We start from the raw sequence: 15,388 nt of genomic DNA, 5'->3' as shown, positions 1-15,388 counted from the left end.
TTACTTTGTGAGTTAATTAGATAACGGAAGGCCATGGTGCCTTCCGTGTTTTTATCCATCGTCATCAACTTAATCTGAATCGCCGAAGCTGAAAAACTATTCGATGTTTTGGATCTGCTCTCTCATTTGCTCAATCAGAACCTTAAGTTCGACGCCGGAGGCCGTGATGTCGGTGCTGATTGATTTCGAGGCTAACGTGTTCGATTCGCGGTTAAATTCTTGCATCATGAAATCGAGCTTACGGCCGCATGAGCCGCCTTTTTTGAGCACATTACGTGCTTCTTTGACATGCGAATCGAGGCGGTCTAACTCTTCGGCAACGTCTGACTTTTGTGCAAGTAAAATCAGCTCTTGCTCGACGCGCGTTGCATCAAGCTCAATCTTTGCTTCTTCAAACTTAGTCAATAGACGTTCACGTTGCCATTGCAGGATTTCTGGCATGCGTGCGCGCACTTTTACCACTTCTTCACTGATCGCCGTCAGGCGTTGTTCGATTAACGCCTTCATGTTGTCACCTTCACGGCCACGTGCGTCAATGAATTCAATGATTGCGTCATCAAAGCCTGCTAATAAGGCTTTATTAATGCTGTCCATGTCTTGTTCTGGCGTTTCCATTACGCCGGGCCACTGCATGATTTGAAATGGATTAATGCGGCTTAACTCGCCCGTCATGTGCATTACTTGGTTGGCGGCTTTAATCACTTGATTGGCGAGTGCTTCATTGATATTCAGCTCACTTTTAGCCGCAGGGTTTGCTTCATAACGTAAGTGACATTCTACTTTGCCGCGCGCTAAACGTTGGCGAAAGCGTTCACGCAGTACAGGCTCAAGACCACGAAATTGTTCCGGCAGGCGGAAGTAGGTTTCAAGATAACGTTGGTTTACCGAGCGAATTTCCCATACCGCGGTACCCCAATCACCTTTAACTTCTTTACGCGCGTACGCGGTCATGCTGTAAATCATTGATTTGTCCTTTGCTCACGAAGATGAAATATCAAACGAGAGGTATGTTAGCACTAGCTTCACGCGTGTACTAGGTTCACGCCAATGCAAAGGGTGACCAACCTAGCGTCAAGGCGGCTAATCCGCTATAATCTCGCCCCAATCGATTCCGTCTCACCCGATAAAAGGTAGATGCACTATGCGTCCAAATGACCGCGCGGCCGATCAAATTCGCCCAATTAAAATCACTCGCAACTACACTGCTTATGCTGAAGGGTCAGTATTGGTGGAATTTGGTAATACCAAAGTATTGTGTAATGCCACTGTCGAAGAGGGTGTTCCTCGCTGGTTGAAAGGTCAGGGTAAAGGTTGGGTTACTGCCGAATACGGCATGCTGCCACGTGCAACCCATTCACGGACTCGTCGTGAAGCGACCAACGGTAAACAAGGTGGCCGCACCATGGAGATCCAACGTCTCATCGCTCGCAGCTTACGTGCTGTGGTGGATTTAGAGGCAATGCCAGAGGTGATGATCACGGTTGACTGCGACGTTATTCAAGCGGATGGCGGTACTCGCACTGCATCAATTACGGGCGCAAGTGTGGCACTGGCGGATGCGTTTGCTCATCTGGTTGCTAGCGGTAAATTGAAGAAGAATCCAATGAAAGGCCATGTTGCTGCTGTCTCAGTTGGCATCTTGGGTGAAAACATTTTATGTGATTTGGAATACGTGGAAGATTCTGCCGCTGATACCGATATGAATGTGGTGATGACTGAAAACGGTAAGATGATTGAAATTCAAGGCACCGCAGAGGGTGAACCGTTTAGCCATGAAGAGCTGATGGATTTACTGGCCGTTGCCAAGAAAGGTATCGCTGATATTGTTGAAGCGCAGAAAGCATCGTTATTAGATTGATCAAGTAGCTCCCAGTTGGGGGCTATTTTTTTGCCCGTTTTATTCATTGTATTGTTGTACGTGATGACCCCACCCTAACCCTCCCCTATAAGGAGAGGGAATAAAGGAAGTGTTCCTAATATTGCCCTTGAGGGGAGGGAATTCATCATCTTAGTACCTCCCCTTTTAGGGGAGGCAAGCATTATCTTAGTACCTCTCCTTTTAGGGGAGGCGAGCATTATCTTAGTACCTCTCTTTTTTCGGGGAGGCGAGCACCATCTTAGTACCTCTCTTTTTTCGGGGAGGCGAGCACCATCTTAGTACCTCTCCTTTTTCGGGGGAGGTGAGCACCACTTTAGTACCTCCCCCTTTTAGGGGGAGGCTAGGAGGGGGTTGTTCTTGTTGAGAAAGCGAAATAAACCAAAGTGTATGAGTTAAGAGAGAGAAAATCATGAAAGCATACCAGCGTGAATTTATTGAATTTGCACTAGAAAAAGAAGTCTTGAAGTTTGGCGAGTTTACTTTGAAGTCTGGCCGAAAAAGCCCTTATTTCTTTAACGCTGGCTTGTTTAATACTGGCCGTGATTTAGCGCGCTTAGGGCGTTTTTATGCCGCTGCTTTGGTCGATTCTGGGATTGAGTTTGATGTGCTATTTGGACCTGCGTACAAAGGGATCCCAATTGCGACTACAACTGCAGTAGCGTTGGCTGATCATCATGATGTTGATACGCCGTATTGCTTTAACCGTAAAGAAGCGAAAGACCACGGTGAGGGCGGTAACTTGGTCGGTAGCGCATTAGAAGGGCGCATTATGCTGGTGGATGATGTCATTACAGCTGGTACTGCCATTCGTGAGTCGATGGAAATCATTCAAGCTAACGGTGCGGATCTTGCTGGTGTTTTGGTAGCAATTGACCGCCAAGAAAAAGGCAAAGGAGAGCTTTCTGCAATTCAAGAAGTCGAGCGTGATTTTGGTTGCACGATCATCTCAATTGTTAGCCTGACCGATCTGGTTACTTACCTTGAAGAGAAAGGGGCAGATGCTAAGCACCTTGAGGCGGTAAAAGCGTATCGTGCGCAGTACGGAATTTAAGCATCAACTTATTTGCGAATCGTAGAGCCACTTATTGAAAAGTAAAAGCCCCGAGTTTGTCGCTCGGGGCTTGTTTGCTATTAGTTTAGTCATTCTAGCGATTAACTTTGATCGCCATGGTGCGAGTTATCGTAAATTTCCGAGCCATCACGCTGCGTTTTCAACAGTGATAAATTCCACATGTACTGTTCTGGGCGTGGTGTGACTAAATCTTCAATCGCCTTATTCATAGCGCGTGCATCTTGCTCTTCATCGCCCGTTGGAAAGTTTTCTAATGCAGGCAAAATATGCACTTCGTACTTACAGGTTTTATCGTTATAAGCAGGCAAAATTGGCACGACTTTCGCCTTTGATAGGCGCGCCATTTTACCAAAACCTTTTAACGTGGCTTTTTCAGTGCCAAAGAATGGAACAAAGACCGAGTTGGCCGGGCCAAAGTCTTCATCGGGCAGCCAGTAGCCTAAGTATCCATCTTTAATTGAACGTACAAACGGTTTTACCCCTGCATCACGCGCAAAAATACGCCCGCCATATTGCATGCGTTGGACGTGCATTAACCAATCACCGATAGGATTGCGCTGTGGCTTCATGATGGTGGTTACTTTATAGCCTTTTGCAGCAAGCATTACCGCAGGGTAATCGACCGCCCAAGCGTGAGGAGCGAGGATAATCACGTTCTCGCCAGCATCTAACAATGGCAATAAGTTCTCTTCACCAATCATGATGCCGCGTTGCTGATTGTGTTTTGTGGAACGAACCAAAAACTCCGAATAACCGAGCATGTATTGTGCTGCTTTGACAAAGGTTTCTTCCAAAATAGCCTGGCGTTCTTGCGGGGATTTTTCAGGAAAGCATTTTTCCAGATTCACTCGCGTGCGGCGTACAACACGGCCGTTTTTACGTACCGCAAAGGTGGATAATTTGCGTGCTAGCCTATCTCGCCATACGGGTGGCATAAAGGCGAACAGAGCGGCAAAGAAGATCCCAATCCAAGTTCCCCAATGTTTTGGGTGTAAAAAAGACCATTGGAATGTGGGGTTGTGCAAGTGTTTGTCTGTGCTGTTTTCGTTGTTGCTCATTGAAAGCAAAACCTTTTTCTAGTTATAAATAGCGAGAGTTAGTTAACGTTTCATCTGGCAAAGATTTAAAACGCTTATGCAGCCACATCCACTGTTCTGGTGCGCGTAGAATCACTTCTTCAACGTATTTATTCATGTAAGCGGCGGCGGCGGTCATGTCATCTTTTGGATAGTCGCCATCAATGGTTTTATCGGCGATGATTTCATATTTTCCGTTGGCGTTTCGAAACCCTGAACCAGGGACAATCGCACATTGGCTAGTATAAGCCAGAATACTGGTGCCTGTGGTGGTACACGCTTCTTTGACCGCAAAGAAGGGAACAAACACCGATTTGTTATGGCCGTAATCTTGATCGGGTAGATAAAATAGGCGCTCGCCCTGTTTGAGTACGCGGATCATCTGTTTAATGTCGGTGCGGTAGATAAGTTTATTGCCATTGCGTGTGCGACCACGGTATTGGATAAATTCATACGCAGGGTTGCTGTGTGGGCGGTAAACGCCATAGCCTTCAAGGCCTATTACACCAAAAGCACGTGCCGTAATTTCTAAATTTAACGCATGTACGCAACACAGCAGTGCGCCACGTTTTTCTTGTTTGAGTTGCAAAAGGGCGCTGACATCTTTCACATCAAGTAGGCGAGCAAAACGCCAAGTCGGCCAAAACCAAGTAATTCCGGTTTCTATCAGTGCCATGCCAGTGTTTTTAAAGTTTTCGTTAACAATATGCTCAATCTCACCTGCACTTTTCTCTGGAAAAGATAGCTGTAGATTACGCGTGGCAATGTGTACTCGCTTGTTAGCAAAGCGCATTCCAAACGCGCCCATGCTGCGTCCTATTTTTAGTAACGCAGAATAAGGAAGCAGGTTGACCACTAAAGCGAGTAGCCCAAAGCTAAGCCACACGCCCCAATATTTAGGGTGCAGTAGCGAGAGGGAAAACTCAGGTTTACCGTATTTTTCTTTGCTCATTACTCTTGATTCTTTCACTGATGATGATTCTTTGTCACGACGGTGGTGGTTTGTTTTTACTGAATCTGAGCGCTTAATAATGCCCAATACTCTTCAAAATTTGCCGTCGGTTGGTATTTAAAGTCAGATCGCACAAAGCGATTTAGGCTTCCTTCCACTTGGCCAAGCAGTTGAGCGGCTAAAATGCTTTCGTCGACGGGGAAGGATTTACCTTCACGCAGTTTACGTTCGCGAAGGATCTGGCGTAGTGACGTTTCTATGCGTTCGAACAGTTGGTTGATCCGTTCACGCAGTCGCTCATTTTCAAACATTAGAGCATGGCCGGATAAAATTCGTGTCAAGCCCGGGTTACGTTCCGAAAAAGCCAAGATAAGCTGTAGCACTAAGCGGATGCGGTTGAGTGTATCTTTCTCTTCATCCAAAATGCGATTAATCCGCGACATTAAAGACTCTTCAATAAACTCAATCAAGCCTTCAAACATCCGTGCTTTACTCGGAAAATGACGGTACAAAGCCGCTTCAGAAACGCCCACTTGTTTGGCTAGCTTTGCTGTGGTGATGCGTGATGCGCCATCGTTAGATTCCAGCATTTCAGCGAGTGCTTGTAGAATCTCTTCACGACGATTGATTTTCTTATTGACGGCCATGACTCGATTTCCTTTTAGTTACCACATGCTTGTGAGCAAATATTTATACCCTTCAGATGGTTTGGGTATTGTCCATTAAGCGCAGTAGTTTAACGGACAGTTTTCGGACTGCGTAGCGTAAAAATGAAAATGATTGAACTGGGTGGTGATTTTACCACCCAATAAACGCTATGAACCCTAAAAGAAGCTTAGAACGTCTGTTTGTAGCCTACAGTTGACTCGCGATCAGTTGCATCAGCGCGTGAGCTAATGCAGATTTTGAACTCAAAGGTAATGCTTGCTCTCCACCTTGCCAATAAACGGTCAGCGCATTGTCGTTACTATTAAAGCCTTGGCCTGCAACAGAAACATCATTGGCGCAGATCATATCCAGTTTTTTGTTGAGCAGTTTAGCGCGGGCATATTTTTCAACTTGCTGCGTTTCAGCCGCAAAGCCTACCGTGAACGGGCGGTTTTCTTTCAGTGCAGCTACGCTGGCGACGATGTCGGGATTTTTGACCATGGTGATGAGCATGTGATCGCTCGCATCGGTTTTTTTGATCTTTTGATCGGCGACGATCTCAGGGCGATAGTCGGCTACGGCGGCGCAACTGATGAACACATCATGTGATTGCGCTTGCGCCATCACTTGCTGATGCATATCGCAGGCACTTTCCACATCAATACGTTGTACTTGTGGCGGTGTGAGCAAATTGACCGGGCCACTGATCAGAGTCACTTTCGCGCCCAATTGAGCGGCGGCCTGCGCAATCGCATACCCCATTTTGCCTGAACTGTGGTTACTGATATAGCGGACTGGATCGAGTGCTTCACGGGTTGGGCCTGCGCTAATCAACAGTGACTTACCGGCGAGCAGTGTGTTGTTTGCCACCTCTGTTTGGAAAAAAAACTCGCAGCGCTCAACCAATTGCATTGGCTCAAGCATGCGGCCTGGGCCAACATCGCCACACGCCTGTTCACCAGCTGCAGGGCCCCAAATCATCATGCTTCGACGTTTAAGCGTGGCAATATTCTCTTGTGTGGCGATATTGCGATACATCTGCTGATTCATTGCCGGCGAGACGGCCACTGGCGCATTGGTGGCTAAAATCAAAGTGGTGAGTAAATCATTACCCATCCCTGCGGCGACGCGCGCGATGAGATCCGCTGTCGCGGGAGCCAGTAGGACTAAGTCTGCCCATTTGGCAAGTTCAATATGGCCCATAGACGCTTCGGCGGCTGGGTCTAATAAGCTATCTGAAACTGGCCTGCCAGAGACGGCTTGCATGGTCAGTGGCGTTATAAACTCTTTTGCAGCGTGGGTCATCACCACTTGTACTTGAGCGCCTCGTTCAATCAAGCGACGCGTTAGCTCAGCACATTTATACGCAGCAATACCGCCGCTAATGCCGAGCAGAATCTTTTTTCCTGCCAGTGTTTGCATTGTCTTTTCCTCAAAAATTCTGCGCATTATGTTAGCACAACTCTCGCATCGAGTGACCTTATGATCCGCTCAATCCTTTCATATTGGACGAGTGTTTCTGCGTCTTTCATCACTTATCAATTACAAAAAACCATGAATCAAGCCTAAATAAAGAGAAGCAAAGTTGCAGGCTTGGCTATTTCTCTATGTTGTCTGGGTATCTTAGACCCTAGGAGTGCTTAATGAGCCTCAAATCACTGCCCACAGAATCAATGCCACGCGAAAAATTGCTTGCTCGCGGTCCTCAGGCATTATCTGATGCTGAACTGCTGGCGATTTTTCTTCGTACTGGCACTCAAGGAATGAATGTGCTCGCTCTCTCGGATCTGCTGCTGCGCGAGTTTGGATCACTTCGAGCGCTTTTTTCGGCCAACCAGCAAGAGTTTTGCCGCCATAAAGGGTTGGGCGAAGCCAAATACGTTCAATTGCAGGCGGTGCTTGAAATGACGCAGCGCTATTTGGCCGAAACGCTCAAACGAGGTGGCGCTTTGACTAGCCCAGAGCAAACCAAGCTTTATTTATCGAGTGTGCTACGCGATCGCCATCGAGAAGCCTTCTATATTCTGTTTTTGGATAATCAACACCGAGTGATCAGCGATGAAGTGCTGTTTGAGGGGACGATTGACGCGGCCAGCGTTTACCCTCGTGAGGTGGTTAAAAGAGCACTCCACCATAATGCAGCGGCATTAATATTGGCCCATAATCATCCGTCAGGCGTTGCTGAGCCTAGCCAAGCCGATCGCAGAATCACACGTCGATTAACCGATGCACTAGCGTTAGTGGACATCCGTATTTTGGACCATTTTGTGGTGGGCGATGGCGAGGTAATTTCTTTTGCAGAAAGAGGGTGGATTTGAATCACATTTTAGGTTGTGACTTAAGATTATTCTGGTATGATTCGCGCACTAAATTATCAACCTAAATCAGCTCTGCTTAAAAAAAGATCGCCAAATCCGTAAAAAGGATCTGTTCGGGTCTTGAGCAATGCATGTCAAGTTAGTATAATACGCGACCTTTGATAGCCTTGTATGGATTTTCCATAACGGTTTTTAACCTCAAACTTCTTAATACATCGAGAACGAGGTTCGGCCACCAAGGTTGATATCGAGCTGAAACGATTTGGAGAAGACATTCATGTCCCGAGTATGCCAAGTAACTGGTAAGCGTCCAATAACGGGTAACAACCGTTCACACGCACGAAATGCTACTAAGCGTCGTTTTCTGCCGAACCTACAAACTCATCGTTTCTGGGTAGAGAGCGAAAAACGTTTTGTTAAACTACGTCTAACTGCTAAAGGCATGCGTATCATTGATAAGAAAGGCATTGATGCTGTTCTTGTTGATATCCGTGCACGTGGCGAAAACGTTTAAGAGGAATTGAGCAATGGCTAAAGGCATTCGTGAGAAAATTCGACTAATATCTTCTGCAGGTACTGGTCACTTCTACACAACTGACAAGAACAAACGCAACATGCCAGGCAAATTTGAGATCAAGAAATTTGATCCAGTAGTTCGCCAGCACGTTCTTTACAAAGAAGGCAAAATCAAGTAATTGATTTTACGCTTTGTAAGCATTGAAAGACCCAGCTTTGGCTGGGTTTTTTATTGTCTGGAATTTGTACCCTGCAATGTCAGCTCTCACTATAATGTGCTAAGTTACTCAAAGATAAACTCTTAGGGATCACTTATGCGTATCAATCGCCGCCGTTGGAATAATATTCTTATCTTGGCTGTTATTGCTTTTATTGCCATTTTGAATTTACCCACAGTCATCAAAACTTATCTTATTGAACCGCCTGCTAGCCCTTATCCTTATGTGATTAATCCAAATGCACAGCTGCAAGCACTGCATTTTACTGACTGGTCACTTGAACTGAATCAGAATCGTTGGCGATCAAGCAAAGCAATTTCAGTTGCTCCTGAAATATTGGCACAACGCTGGCAGAGTTTAGTTGGTACTGAAGTTGATGATGCCACTTACGAGTCGCTTGCATCTCTACTACGTAACCCACAAACCGTGGAGGTGTGGTATCAGGATCGCGAAGAGCCGCAAAGGATCACCTACTACCAAACCCCCCAGTTTTGGTTATTGAAAAATTGGCAAGAGAAATGGGTGGCACTTTCGGTAGAAGAAGCTTTTCTTTTTCCGAACTGAGTCATTATTTCTCTTTGAGCGTTGAACAAACCAAGAACGACGAATGAAGAATCGAGATGTATCATGCCTGAGTTACCCGAAGTTGAAGTAAGTAAAATGGGGATTAGCCCGCATCTAGTTGGGCAAACGATCCAGCAACTGACATTTCGCACGCCCAAATTACGTTGGGCCATCCCTCAAGAGCTGAAACAGTTAGAAGGGCAAGTGATCCGCAATATTGCCCGCCGGGCCAAATATTTATTGATAGAGACCGATATTGGCAGCGCGATTGTTCATTTGGGAATGTCAGGTTCATTGCGAGTATTGGAGTGTGATTTTCCGGCAGGCAAGCATGATCACGTTGATCTGCGATTAACCAATGGCAAGGTGCTGCGCTACCACGATCCACGTCGATTTGGCGCTTGGCTATGGTGCGAACAAGGAGAAAGCCACTCGGTGTTGAGTAATATCGGTCCTGAGCCATTAACCGATGATTTTGATGCAGATTACATTGCGCAAAAAGCGAACAGCAAACGTATCGCCGTTAAGCAATTTATTATGGAAAATAAAGTGGTGGTTGGCGTAGGCAATATCTACGCGAGTGAATCACTGTTTAATGCGCGAATTCTCCCCACTCGGCCCGCTCATTCGCTGACACTGCCTGAGTGGAATTGCCTCGTGCGAGAAATTAAATCAGTCTTAGCAACGGCGATTCAACAAGGTGGCACAACCTTGAAAGATTTTGCACAAGCGGATGGCAAACCGGGCTATTTTGCTCAAGAGCTTAATGTGTATGGCAAAGCGCAGCAGCCTTGCCCAGCGTGTGGGCAAGCGATTGAAGCGCTGAAAATTGGTCAGCGTAACACCTTTTTCTGCTCTGCTTGCCAAAAATAAGGTACGTCCTAAAGGCTATATTTTCTTGCCATGCAAGGCGTTAGCGACAATGTCAGGAACAAATTGATCAACTTCTCCACCATGAATCGCCACTTCTCGCACAATGGTGGAGGAGATAAACGCATGCTCCTCTGATGGCGTAAGAAACACACTTTCCAGCCCAGGCATCAAACGACGGTACATGTTGGTCAAACCAAATTCATACTCGAAGTCAACCGTAGTACGCAAACCGCGGATCAGCACATTGGCTTTTTCATCACGCGCAAAATCGACCATTAACCCAGCAAATCCTTTGGCAGTGACATTCTCTAAATGTTGAGTGACTGCGCTGGCAAAGGCGACCCGTTCTTGCAGAGTAAACATGGTGTTTTTGCTTGGGCTGGCGGCGACAGCGATGATCACTTCATCAAACATATTGGCGGCGCGTTCGATCAGATCCAAATGACCATTGGTGATGGGGTCAAAAGTGCCGGGATAAATCACACGCGAAATTCTTTTTTGGCTCACATTGGAAGGCTCATATTGGTTAACTGGCACTGATATTAACAAAAAGACTCAAAATTACCTATTGAACTCGGTATGATGTAGCCCGCACTAAACTGTGACACTTAGCAAGTGAGAGAAGAGACGATGAACAAGTTGTTGGTGATCCGTAACGATAAAATTGGTGATTTCATGCTGGCTTGGCCAAGTTTTGCGATGCTAAAAGCCTCGTTGCCAGATTGCCATATTACCGCGCTAGTCCCCAGCTATACCGTCGCGCTGGCCGAGCTTTGCCCGTGGATTGATGCGGTGATGGTCGACCCAACGGGAAACGCGTCCTCTGCGCAGAAAAAGCAATGTATTCAAGCGATTAAACAGCAACACTTTGATGCCTCGATCAACCTCTTCTCGACCACTTACAATGCACTATTAGTTTGGAAATCTCGTATTCCTTATCGTTTAGCGCCGGCGACTAAATTCGCTCAAATTTTTTACAACAAACGAATTAAGCAAAAACGCTCTCAATCAGCCAAACCAGAATATGAGTATAACTTAGATTTGGTACGCGCTTTTTTGCATGATATTGGCAAAGAGGTTGTCGAGCCGAGCGCACCTTATCTGCAATTTGACCAAGCGATGCTTGTTGAACAAAAAAGCAAACTGGCTACGCAACTTCATCTCGATACAAGTAAACCGTGGGTGTTTGTTCATGCCGGAAGCGGCGGCTCAGCGAATAATTTGTCGCTAGAGCAATACACGCAGTTAGTTATGGGGATTGATAACAAGCAAGAAATTATCCTCACCGCCGGGCCGGGAGAAGAGGCGAAAGCCGCGCAGTTAAAAGCTTTAATTGAAGAAAAGGGCGGGCGAGCGGCACTGTATGATAAAAATGAAGGGCTTGTTGATTTCTCACGCTCGATTGCTTGTGCTGATATTTTTATCGCAGGTTCAACCGGGCCTTTGCATATTGCCGCTGCGATTGATGTGCCCACAGTTGGCTTTTTCCCCGCCAAACGTTCAGCCACGCCACTGCGTTGGCGACCATTGAATTCACAAGGTCGCCATATCGCTTTTTGTCCACCACAAGCAAAAGACAAAGAAACTCAGGCCGATATGAGCCGCATTGATATTAATGCGGTGTTAGCTGAACTTAACCCTTGGGCGGCTCAGTACTGGTTCTAACCCATAAATCGGCGTATTTAACAAAGGTTGAGTGCGCCGATAATAAAGAAAGCAAGAAGCCTTGCTTACCATCTAAAAAGCCTGCTTTTAAAACGTACATTTTCAAAAAGCAGCCAAACGCATGCAAAATACCTTGGCTAATGCTGCTTTTCTTACCACGTTTTTCTCGTTGCTCTGCCCATGCCTTGGCATAACCTGCGGATTTAACTAAATAATGATGAATATCGTTATAGGTGTAGTGAATCGCATCACCTGCAAGATTCTCGACTTTCATGCCATCTGCGGCTTCGACTTTTTCATGCACCAAAGCCTCGTTATATTGCGTTAATTGAGTTGGGTAGAGGCGCAACACGCGATCAGGATACCAACCGCAGTGGCGAATATAGCGGCCAAAAACCCAACTTAAACGGGCAAATTGATACAGTGTATTGGGTTTATTAGCTGCGACCGCTTGCTGAATGCTATCTTTTAACTCTTTGGTCACGCGTTCATCGGCATCTAGCCACAACACATAATCAGACTCGACATACGACTGCGCTAAGCGGCGCTGTGGGCCAAACCCAAGCCACTGCGAATTGACAAAAAACTTGTCAGTATAACGGCGTGCAATCTCTTCGGTATTATCACTGCTACCTGAATCTAAGACGACGATTTCATCTACCCATTGGTGAACGGTTTCCAAGCAAGCTTGCAGATGTTGCGCTTCATTTTTAACGATCAGCGCAACGGCTAAAGTAGGTTTGCTCACATTCATTCCTCGGATATTGGGTTTAGCTGAAAATCAGCCGTTATCTTATCAAACATTTGGATAACATGGCTTGCTTGAATGCGCTGCATCGCTTGTTCATCTTTGACGCGAGTACGCCAACTGACTTGCTCTTTCGTTTTTCCTGTTTCGGCAAACAGTGCTTCATCATAAGCCGACACTACATAATCACGATACTGATAAGGCCCTGTGCGCTGCGGATTATGGTGAGCGTATAAACCGATAACGGGAGTATTCATTGCATTGGCCATGTGCGCTGGGCCTGTATCTGGCGCTATCACTAAATCGGCTAAGTCGAGCAGTGCCAACATCTCTTTAAGCTGGCTTTTACCAACGACATTGAGTACCGGCTGAGTAAGTTTACTCGCTATTTCGGCTGCTAGATCAACTTCAATTTGCGCAGGGCTACCGGCTAAAATGATATGCCAACCAAGTTGTTGAGCATGCGTTATCACTTCTACATAGCCTTCAGCGGTCCAATTTTTATAAGCCTTACTCGCGGCAGGAACTACGACTAAATTACGCTTTGAATGTGCAAGTTGCTGCTTGGCCCATTGATGATCGGAATCTGAATAAGTGAGTGACCACTTAGGTTCTAGTTCTTTGATTCCAAGGCACTTTGCAAACGCGAGTAAGCCATCTAATACATGAGGTGCTTGAGGCGATATCACTTTTACATTGGTAAATAGGTGCTGGAAATCTTGGCTGCGGGCGGCATCAAAACCGAGTTTATATTTAGCTTTAATACCCAGAGTGGCAATACTGGCACGAAAGGCATACTGCATATGCAAAAGCGCATCGAAGGATTGCCCTTTAAGTTCTGCCCACAGTTTTTGATATGCTTTCCATCCCTGTTTTTTGTCGAATATAACCACGTTTATATTAGGCAAATCAGTGAGTAACTGCGCTTCCAGTTTTCCAGTGATCCACGTGATATGAGTTTCAGGCCATTGGTGTTGAATTGCTTGCACGGCGGCCACTGCATTGCACACATCGCCAATCGCCGACAGACGCAACACACAAATAGAGCGTGGAGCAGAAGAAAAAAGAGCCATAAGTGACATCGATATAGAGAAAGTTAGTAAGAATTATGCAGACAGCGCTGATAAATGTAAAATGCCAAACAAGCACGATGAAGCATATTCAATCTCGTCATTAAAAAGTGAAACGATGAAAACGCTGAAAAAAGAGAATCAAACAATTTGGTATGACGAGCATTTACTAGTTGAAGATCCGCTCCGCTGTTTTAACCCTGAGTTTTGGCAGCAGGCTGGTAGCGTCACAGGTAGTGCAACTGGGCGCGGTACAACATGGTTTGTAAAAGCGGAAAAAATAGAAGCGGCACTACGCCACTATAAGCGTGGTGGATTGTTTGGTAAGTTAGTAAGTGATCACTACTTTTTTTCCGGTTGGAAGAAAACGCGCAGCTTCCAAGAATTCGAATTGCTCAATACTCTGAGAGAGTCTGGGGTAAATGTTCCACGCCCGATTGCAGCGCGAGCAGTAAAGCGCACTTTTTGTTATCAGGCAGATTTACTCAGCGAAAAAATCCCGAACGCCCGCGATCTGGTGTCTATTTTACAAGAACGTCCATTACCGACTGAAATGTATGAGAAAATCGGCCTAGAAATTCGCAAAATGCATGATGCGCAAGTCAATCACACCGATCTCAATATCCATAACATCTTGATTGATGACCAAGAGAAGGTATGGATTATTGATTTTGATAAGTGTTGCCAGCAACAAGGCGAGAGCTGGAAGAAAGGAAATTTAGATAGATTGAAGCGATCGTTTGAGAAAGAATTCCGTAAGCGAGGGATTCATTGGATTCCTGAAGCTTTTCACATTATTTCTAAGTGCTAAAATGAAGAGTAAAAATATGCTATTCGAGCAGATTACATTCGTTATTCAAGGACCTATTGCTCCGTCTATTACCTCAATATCTGTTCAACGTTTACGATCAATTTTCCCCGGCTGCCAAATTATCATATCCACTTGGGAAGGAGAAAATACACAAGATATTGAAGCTGATCTCATTATTTATAACAAAGATCCAGGTTCTACGGTATTTGTGTATAGCAAACAAAACGATCCTATACCTATCAATATAAATAGGCAAATTGTGTCAACTGTTTCTGGATTACGTCATGTTAAAACTAAATTTGCTGCGAAATTGAGAGCTGACAATATATTAAACAAAACAAGGATGTTAGAACTGTTTGAGCAATTCCCTTTACGCAGAGATAATTATGCAATACTGAATAATCGGCTTGTTTGTTCTAATTATTTTGCGAAGGAGTTTGAGAGGGGGTTACATGTACCTTTTTTCTTCTCTGATTTTTTCCAATTTGGTGAGGTGGAAGATCTACTTAAAGTATGGGATTGTCATATGTATAGTGATTATGATTTCCAATCAGCGTTGAGTGGTAAAAAACAGCACAAACATTATCCAAATGATAGCGTCAATGTAGAACAGAAGATTTGGAGCCATGCCGCAAGGAAGCTATATCCTGATGAATTAACAGATGAACATGGTGACCATTTTGCGCGGCAACAGTCATATAATTTTATGATCAATAATCTTATCATTGTTGACGGAGATGAACTTGGATTAGAGGTACCAAAACGCCTTCAACAGTCAAATGGCTATCCCTACGATTTTATTACGTTTCAAAGATGGAAGTGGTTATATGAAAAAGAATTTTTAAAAACTAAAAGTACTCCATTGAAATTTAAATTTTTTTGGTATTTTTCATTCATGATTAAGACTTTGAAAAAAGGAGTTAGACTCAAATTAAGGAAAATGTTAACCCCTATTGTTATTAAAGTCAGAGAGTGATA

At 45.2% G+C, this 15,388-nt stretch carries 18 protein-coding genes; 10 read left to right on the top strand and 8 right to left on the bottom strand.

Going from position 1 to position 15,388, the window contains the following annotated elements; all coding sequences use genetic code 11:
* Positions 1-96: 96 nt before the first annotated feature.
* Complete coding sequence (locus AACV12_RS00165) at positions 97-963, bottom strand: YicC/YloC family endoribonuclease (protein ID WP_013855720.1); 867 nt, start codon at positions 961-963, stop codon at positions 97-99.
* 178 nt (positions 964-1,141) lie between these two features.
* Between AACV12_RS00165 and rph the strand changes: the two genes are divergently transcribed.
* Complete coding sequence (rph, locus tag AACV12_RS00160; RefSeq protein ID WP_017042236.1) at positions 1,142-1,858, top strand: ribonuclease PH; 717 nt, start codon at positions 1,142-1,144, stop codon at positions 1,856-1,858.
* Between the two features lie 430 nt (positions 1,859-2,288).
* Complete coding sequence (gene pyrE / locus AACV12_RS00155) at positions 2,289-2,930, top strand: orotate phosphoribosyltransferase (protein ID WP_170901192.1); 642 nt, start codon at positions 2,289-2,291, stop codon at positions 2,928-2,930.
* Between the two features lie 101 nt (positions 2,931-3,031).
* Here the strand turns inward: pyrE and lpxM are convergent, their stop codons facing one another.
* From lpxM to coaBC, 4 genes are all read right to left on the bottom strand, one after another.
* Positions 3,032-4,009 (bottom strand): lauroyl-Kdo(2)-lipid IV(A) myristoyltransferase, encoded by a 978-nt coding sequence (gene lpxM / locus AACV12_RS00150; protein ID WP_029189937.1) that lies wholly within the window; start codon positions 4,007-4,009, stop codon positions 3,032-3,034.
* 22 nt (positions 4,010-4,031) lie between these two features.
* The gene (gene lpxL, locus AACV12_RS00145) at positions 4,032-4,979 is read right to left on the bottom strand and encodes an LpxL/LpxP family Kdo(2)-lipid IV(A) lauroyl/palmitoleoyl acyltransferase (RefSeq protein ID WP_017048263.1); all 948 of its coding nucleotides are present in this window, start codon (positions 4,977-4,979) and stop codon (positions 4,032-4,034) included.
* A gap of 56 nt (positions 4,980-5,035) precedes the next feature.
* Entirely contained in the window at positions 5,036-5,626 is a 591-nt protein-coding gene (slmA, locus tag AACV12_RS00140) for a nucleoid occlusion factor SlmA (protein ID WP_013855724.1), read from the bottom strand.
* A 208-nt stretch (positions 5,627-5,834) separates the two neighbouring features.
* A complete protein-coding gene (coaBC, locus tag AACV12_RS00135; protein ID WP_069573315.1) occupies positions 5,835-7,049 on the bottom strand; it encodes a bifunctional phosphopantothenoylcysteine decarboxylase/phosphopantothenate--cysteine ligase CoaBC in 1,215 nt (404 codons plus the stop codon).
* Between the two features lie 221 nt (positions 7,050-7,270).
* Here coaBC and radC point away from each other — a divergent pair, with 221 nt between their 5' ends.
* From radC to mutM, 5 genes are all read left to right on the top strand, one after another.
* Positions 7,271-7,945 carry a RadC family protein gene (radC, locus tag AACV12_RS00130; RefSeq protein WP_010318993.1) on the top strand — a complete coding sequence of 225 codons (675 nt, stop codon included), beginning with the start codon at positions 7,271-7,273 and terminating at the stop codon, positions 7,943-7,945.
* 277 nt (positions 7,946-8,222) lie between these two features.
* The gene (gene rpmB, locus AACV12_RS00125) at positions 8,223-8,459 is read left to right on the top strand and encodes a 50S ribosomal protein L28 (protein WP_004397476.1); all 237 of its coding nucleotides are present in this window, start codon (positions 8,223-8,225) and stop codon (positions 8,457-8,459) included.
* A 13-nt stretch (positions 8,460-8,472) separates the two neighbouring features.
* On the top strand, positions 8,473-8,640 hold the full coding sequence (gene rpmG / locus AACV12_RS00120) for a 50S ribosomal protein L33 (RefSeq protein ID WP_010318992.1): 168 nt from the start codon (positions 8,473-8,475) through the stop codon (positions 8,638-8,640).
* Between the two features lie 135 nt (positions 8,641-8,775).
* Positions 8,776-9,243 (top strand): hypothetical protein, encoded by a 468-nt coding sequence (locus AACV12_RS00115; protein WP_013855728.1) that lies wholly within the window; start codon positions 8,776-8,778, stop codon positions 9,241-9,243.
* 63 nt (positions 9,244-9,306) lie between these two features.
* Entirely contained in the window at positions 9,307-10,116 is an 810-nt protein-coding gene (gene mutM, locus AACV12_RS00110; RefSeq protein WP_170901190.1) for a bifunctional DNA-formamidopyrimidine glycosylase/DNA-(apurinic or apyrimidinic site) lyase, read from the top strand.
* A gap of 15 nt (positions 10,117-10,131) precedes the next feature.
* Here mutM and coaD read toward each other — a convergent pair whose 3' ends face one another.
* On the bottom strand, positions 10,132-10,623 hold the full coding sequence (coaD, locus tag AACV12_RS00105) for a pantetheine-phosphate adenylyltransferase (protein WP_026028196.1): 492 nt from the start codon (positions 10,621-10,623) through the stop codon (positions 10,132-10,134).
* 123 nt (positions 10,624-10,746) lie between these two features.
* On the opposite strand from coaD, the gene AACV12_RS00100 reads away from it, so the two are divergent.
* Positions 10,747-11,781, top strand: coding sequence for a glycosyltransferase family 9 protein (locus AACV12_RS00100; RefSeq protein ID WP_170901187.1), 1,035 nt, complete (start codon positions 10,747-10,749; stop codon positions 11,779-11,781).
* Here AACV12_RS00100 and AACV12_RS00095 read toward each other — a convergent pair.
* Together AACV12_RS00095 and AACV12_RS00090 are read right to left on the bottom strand one after the other, a co-directional pair.
* Positions 11,750-12,535 (bottom strand): glycosyltransferase family 2 protein, encoded by a 786-nt coding sequence (locus AACV12_RS00095; RefSeq protein WP_170901185.1) that lies wholly within the window; start codon positions 12,533-12,535, stop codon positions 11,750-11,752. The two genes, AACV12_RS00100 and AACV12_RS00095, sit on opposite strands and share 32 nt — an antisense overlap.
* Positions 12,532-13,602, bottom strand: coding sequence for a glycosyltransferase family 9 protein (locus AACV12_RS00090; protein ID WP_170901183.1), 1,071 nt, complete (start codon positions 13,600-13,602; stop codon positions 12,532-12,534). Before AACV12_RS00090 ends, AACV12_RS00095 begins: the two co-directional genes overlap by 4 nt.
* Before the next feature lie 115 nt (positions 13,603-13,717).
* Here AACV12_RS00090 and AACV12_RS00085 point away from each other — a divergent pair, with 115 nt between their 5' ends.
* Entirely contained in the window at positions 13,718-14,410 is a 693-nt protein-coding gene (locus AACV12_RS00085; RefSeq protein ID WP_170901181.1) for a 3-deoxy-D-manno-octulosonic acid kinase, read from the top strand.
* A 16-nt stretch (positions 14,411-14,426) separates the two neighbouring features.
* Complete coding sequence (locus AACV12_RS00080; protein WP_161437790.1) at positions 14,427-15,386, top strand: WavE lipopolysaccharide synthesis family protein; 960 nt, start codon at positions 14,427-14,429, stop codon at positions 15,384-15,386.
* Positions 15,387-15,388 lie beyond the last annotated feature (2 nt).

Source organism: Vibrio sp. 2-2(8) (genome assembly GCF_963888495.1).
Taxonomy (GTDB): domain Bacteria; phylum Pseudomonadota; class Gammaproteobacteria; order Enterobacterales; family Vibrionaceae; genus Vibrio; species Vibrio anguillarum.
The sequence above is the reverse complement of the archived record's forward strand: the minus strand, read 5'-3'. Positions and strand labels throughout refer to the sequence as shown.

Excerpts from the sequence above, each read along its gene's own strand:
- rpmG (WP_010318992.1), top strand. The coding sequence starts at position 8,473 with ATGGCTAAAGGCATTCGTGAGAAAATTCGACTAATATCTTCTGCAGGT.
- mutM (WP_170901190.1), top strand. The coding sequence starts at position 9,307 with ATGCCTGAGTTACCCGAAGTTGAAGTAAGTAAAATGGGGATTAGCCCG.
- AACV12_RS00165 (WP_013855720.1), bottom strand. The coding sequence starts at position 963 with ATGATTTACAGCATGACCGCGTACGCGCGTAAAGAAGTTAAAGGTGAT.
- rpmB (WP_004397476.1), top strand. The coding sequence starts at position 8,223 with ATGTCCCGAGTATGCCAAGTAACTGGTAAGCGTCCAATAACGGGTAAC.
- AACV12_RS00115 (WP_013855728.1), top strand. The coding sequence starts at position 8,776 with ATGCGTATCAATCGCCGCCGTTGGAATAATATTCTTATCTTGGCTGTT.
- coaBC (WP_069573315.1), bottom strand. The coding sequence starts at position 7,049 with ATGCAAACACTGGCAGGAAAAAAGATTCTGCTCGGCATTAGCGGCGGT.
- lpxL (WP_017048263.1), bottom strand. The coding sequence starts at position 4,979 with ATGAGCAAAGAAAAATACGGTAAACCTGAGTTTTCCCTCTCGCTACTG.
- AACV12_RS00100 (WP_170901187.1), top strand. The coding sequence starts at position 10,747 with ATGAACAAGTTGTTGGTGATCCGTAACGATAAAATTGGTGATTTCATG.
- rph (WP_017042236.1), top strand. The coding sequence starts at position 1,142 with ATGCGTCCAAATGACCGCGCGGCCGATCAAATTCGCCCAATTAAAATC.
- AACV12_RS00095 (WP_170901185.1), bottom strand. The coding sequence starts at position 12,535 with ATGAATGTGAGCAAACCTACTTTAGCCGTTGCGCTGATCGTTAAAAAT.
- pyrE (WP_170901192.1), top strand. The coding sequence starts at position 2,289 with ATGAAAGCATACCAGCGTGAATTTATTGAATTTGCACTAGAAAAAGAA.
- radC (WP_010318993.1), top strand. The coding sequence starts at position 7,271 with ATGAGCCTCAAATCACTGCCCACAGAATCAATGCCACGCGAAAAATTG.
- slmA (WP_013855724.1), bottom strand. The coding sequence starts at position 5,626 with ATGGCCGTCAATAAGAAAATCAATCGTCGTGAAGAGATTCTACAAGCA.
- AACV12_RS00085 (WP_170901181.1), top strand. The coding sequence starts at position 13,718 with ATGAAAACGCTGAAAAAAGAGAATCAAACAATTTGGTATGACGAGCAT.
- AACV12_RS00090 (WP_170901183.1), bottom strand. The coding sequence starts at position 13,602 with ATGGCTCTTTTTTCTTCTGCTCCACGCTCTATTTGTGTGTTGCGTCTG.
- AACV12_RS00080 (WP_161437790.1), top strand. The coding sequence starts at position 14,427 with ATGCTATTCGAGCAGATTACATTCGTTATTCAAGGACCTATTGCTCCG.
- lpxM (WP_029189937.1), bottom strand. The coding sequence starts at position 4,009 with ATGAGCAACAACGAAAACAGCACAGACAAACACTTGCACAACCCCACA.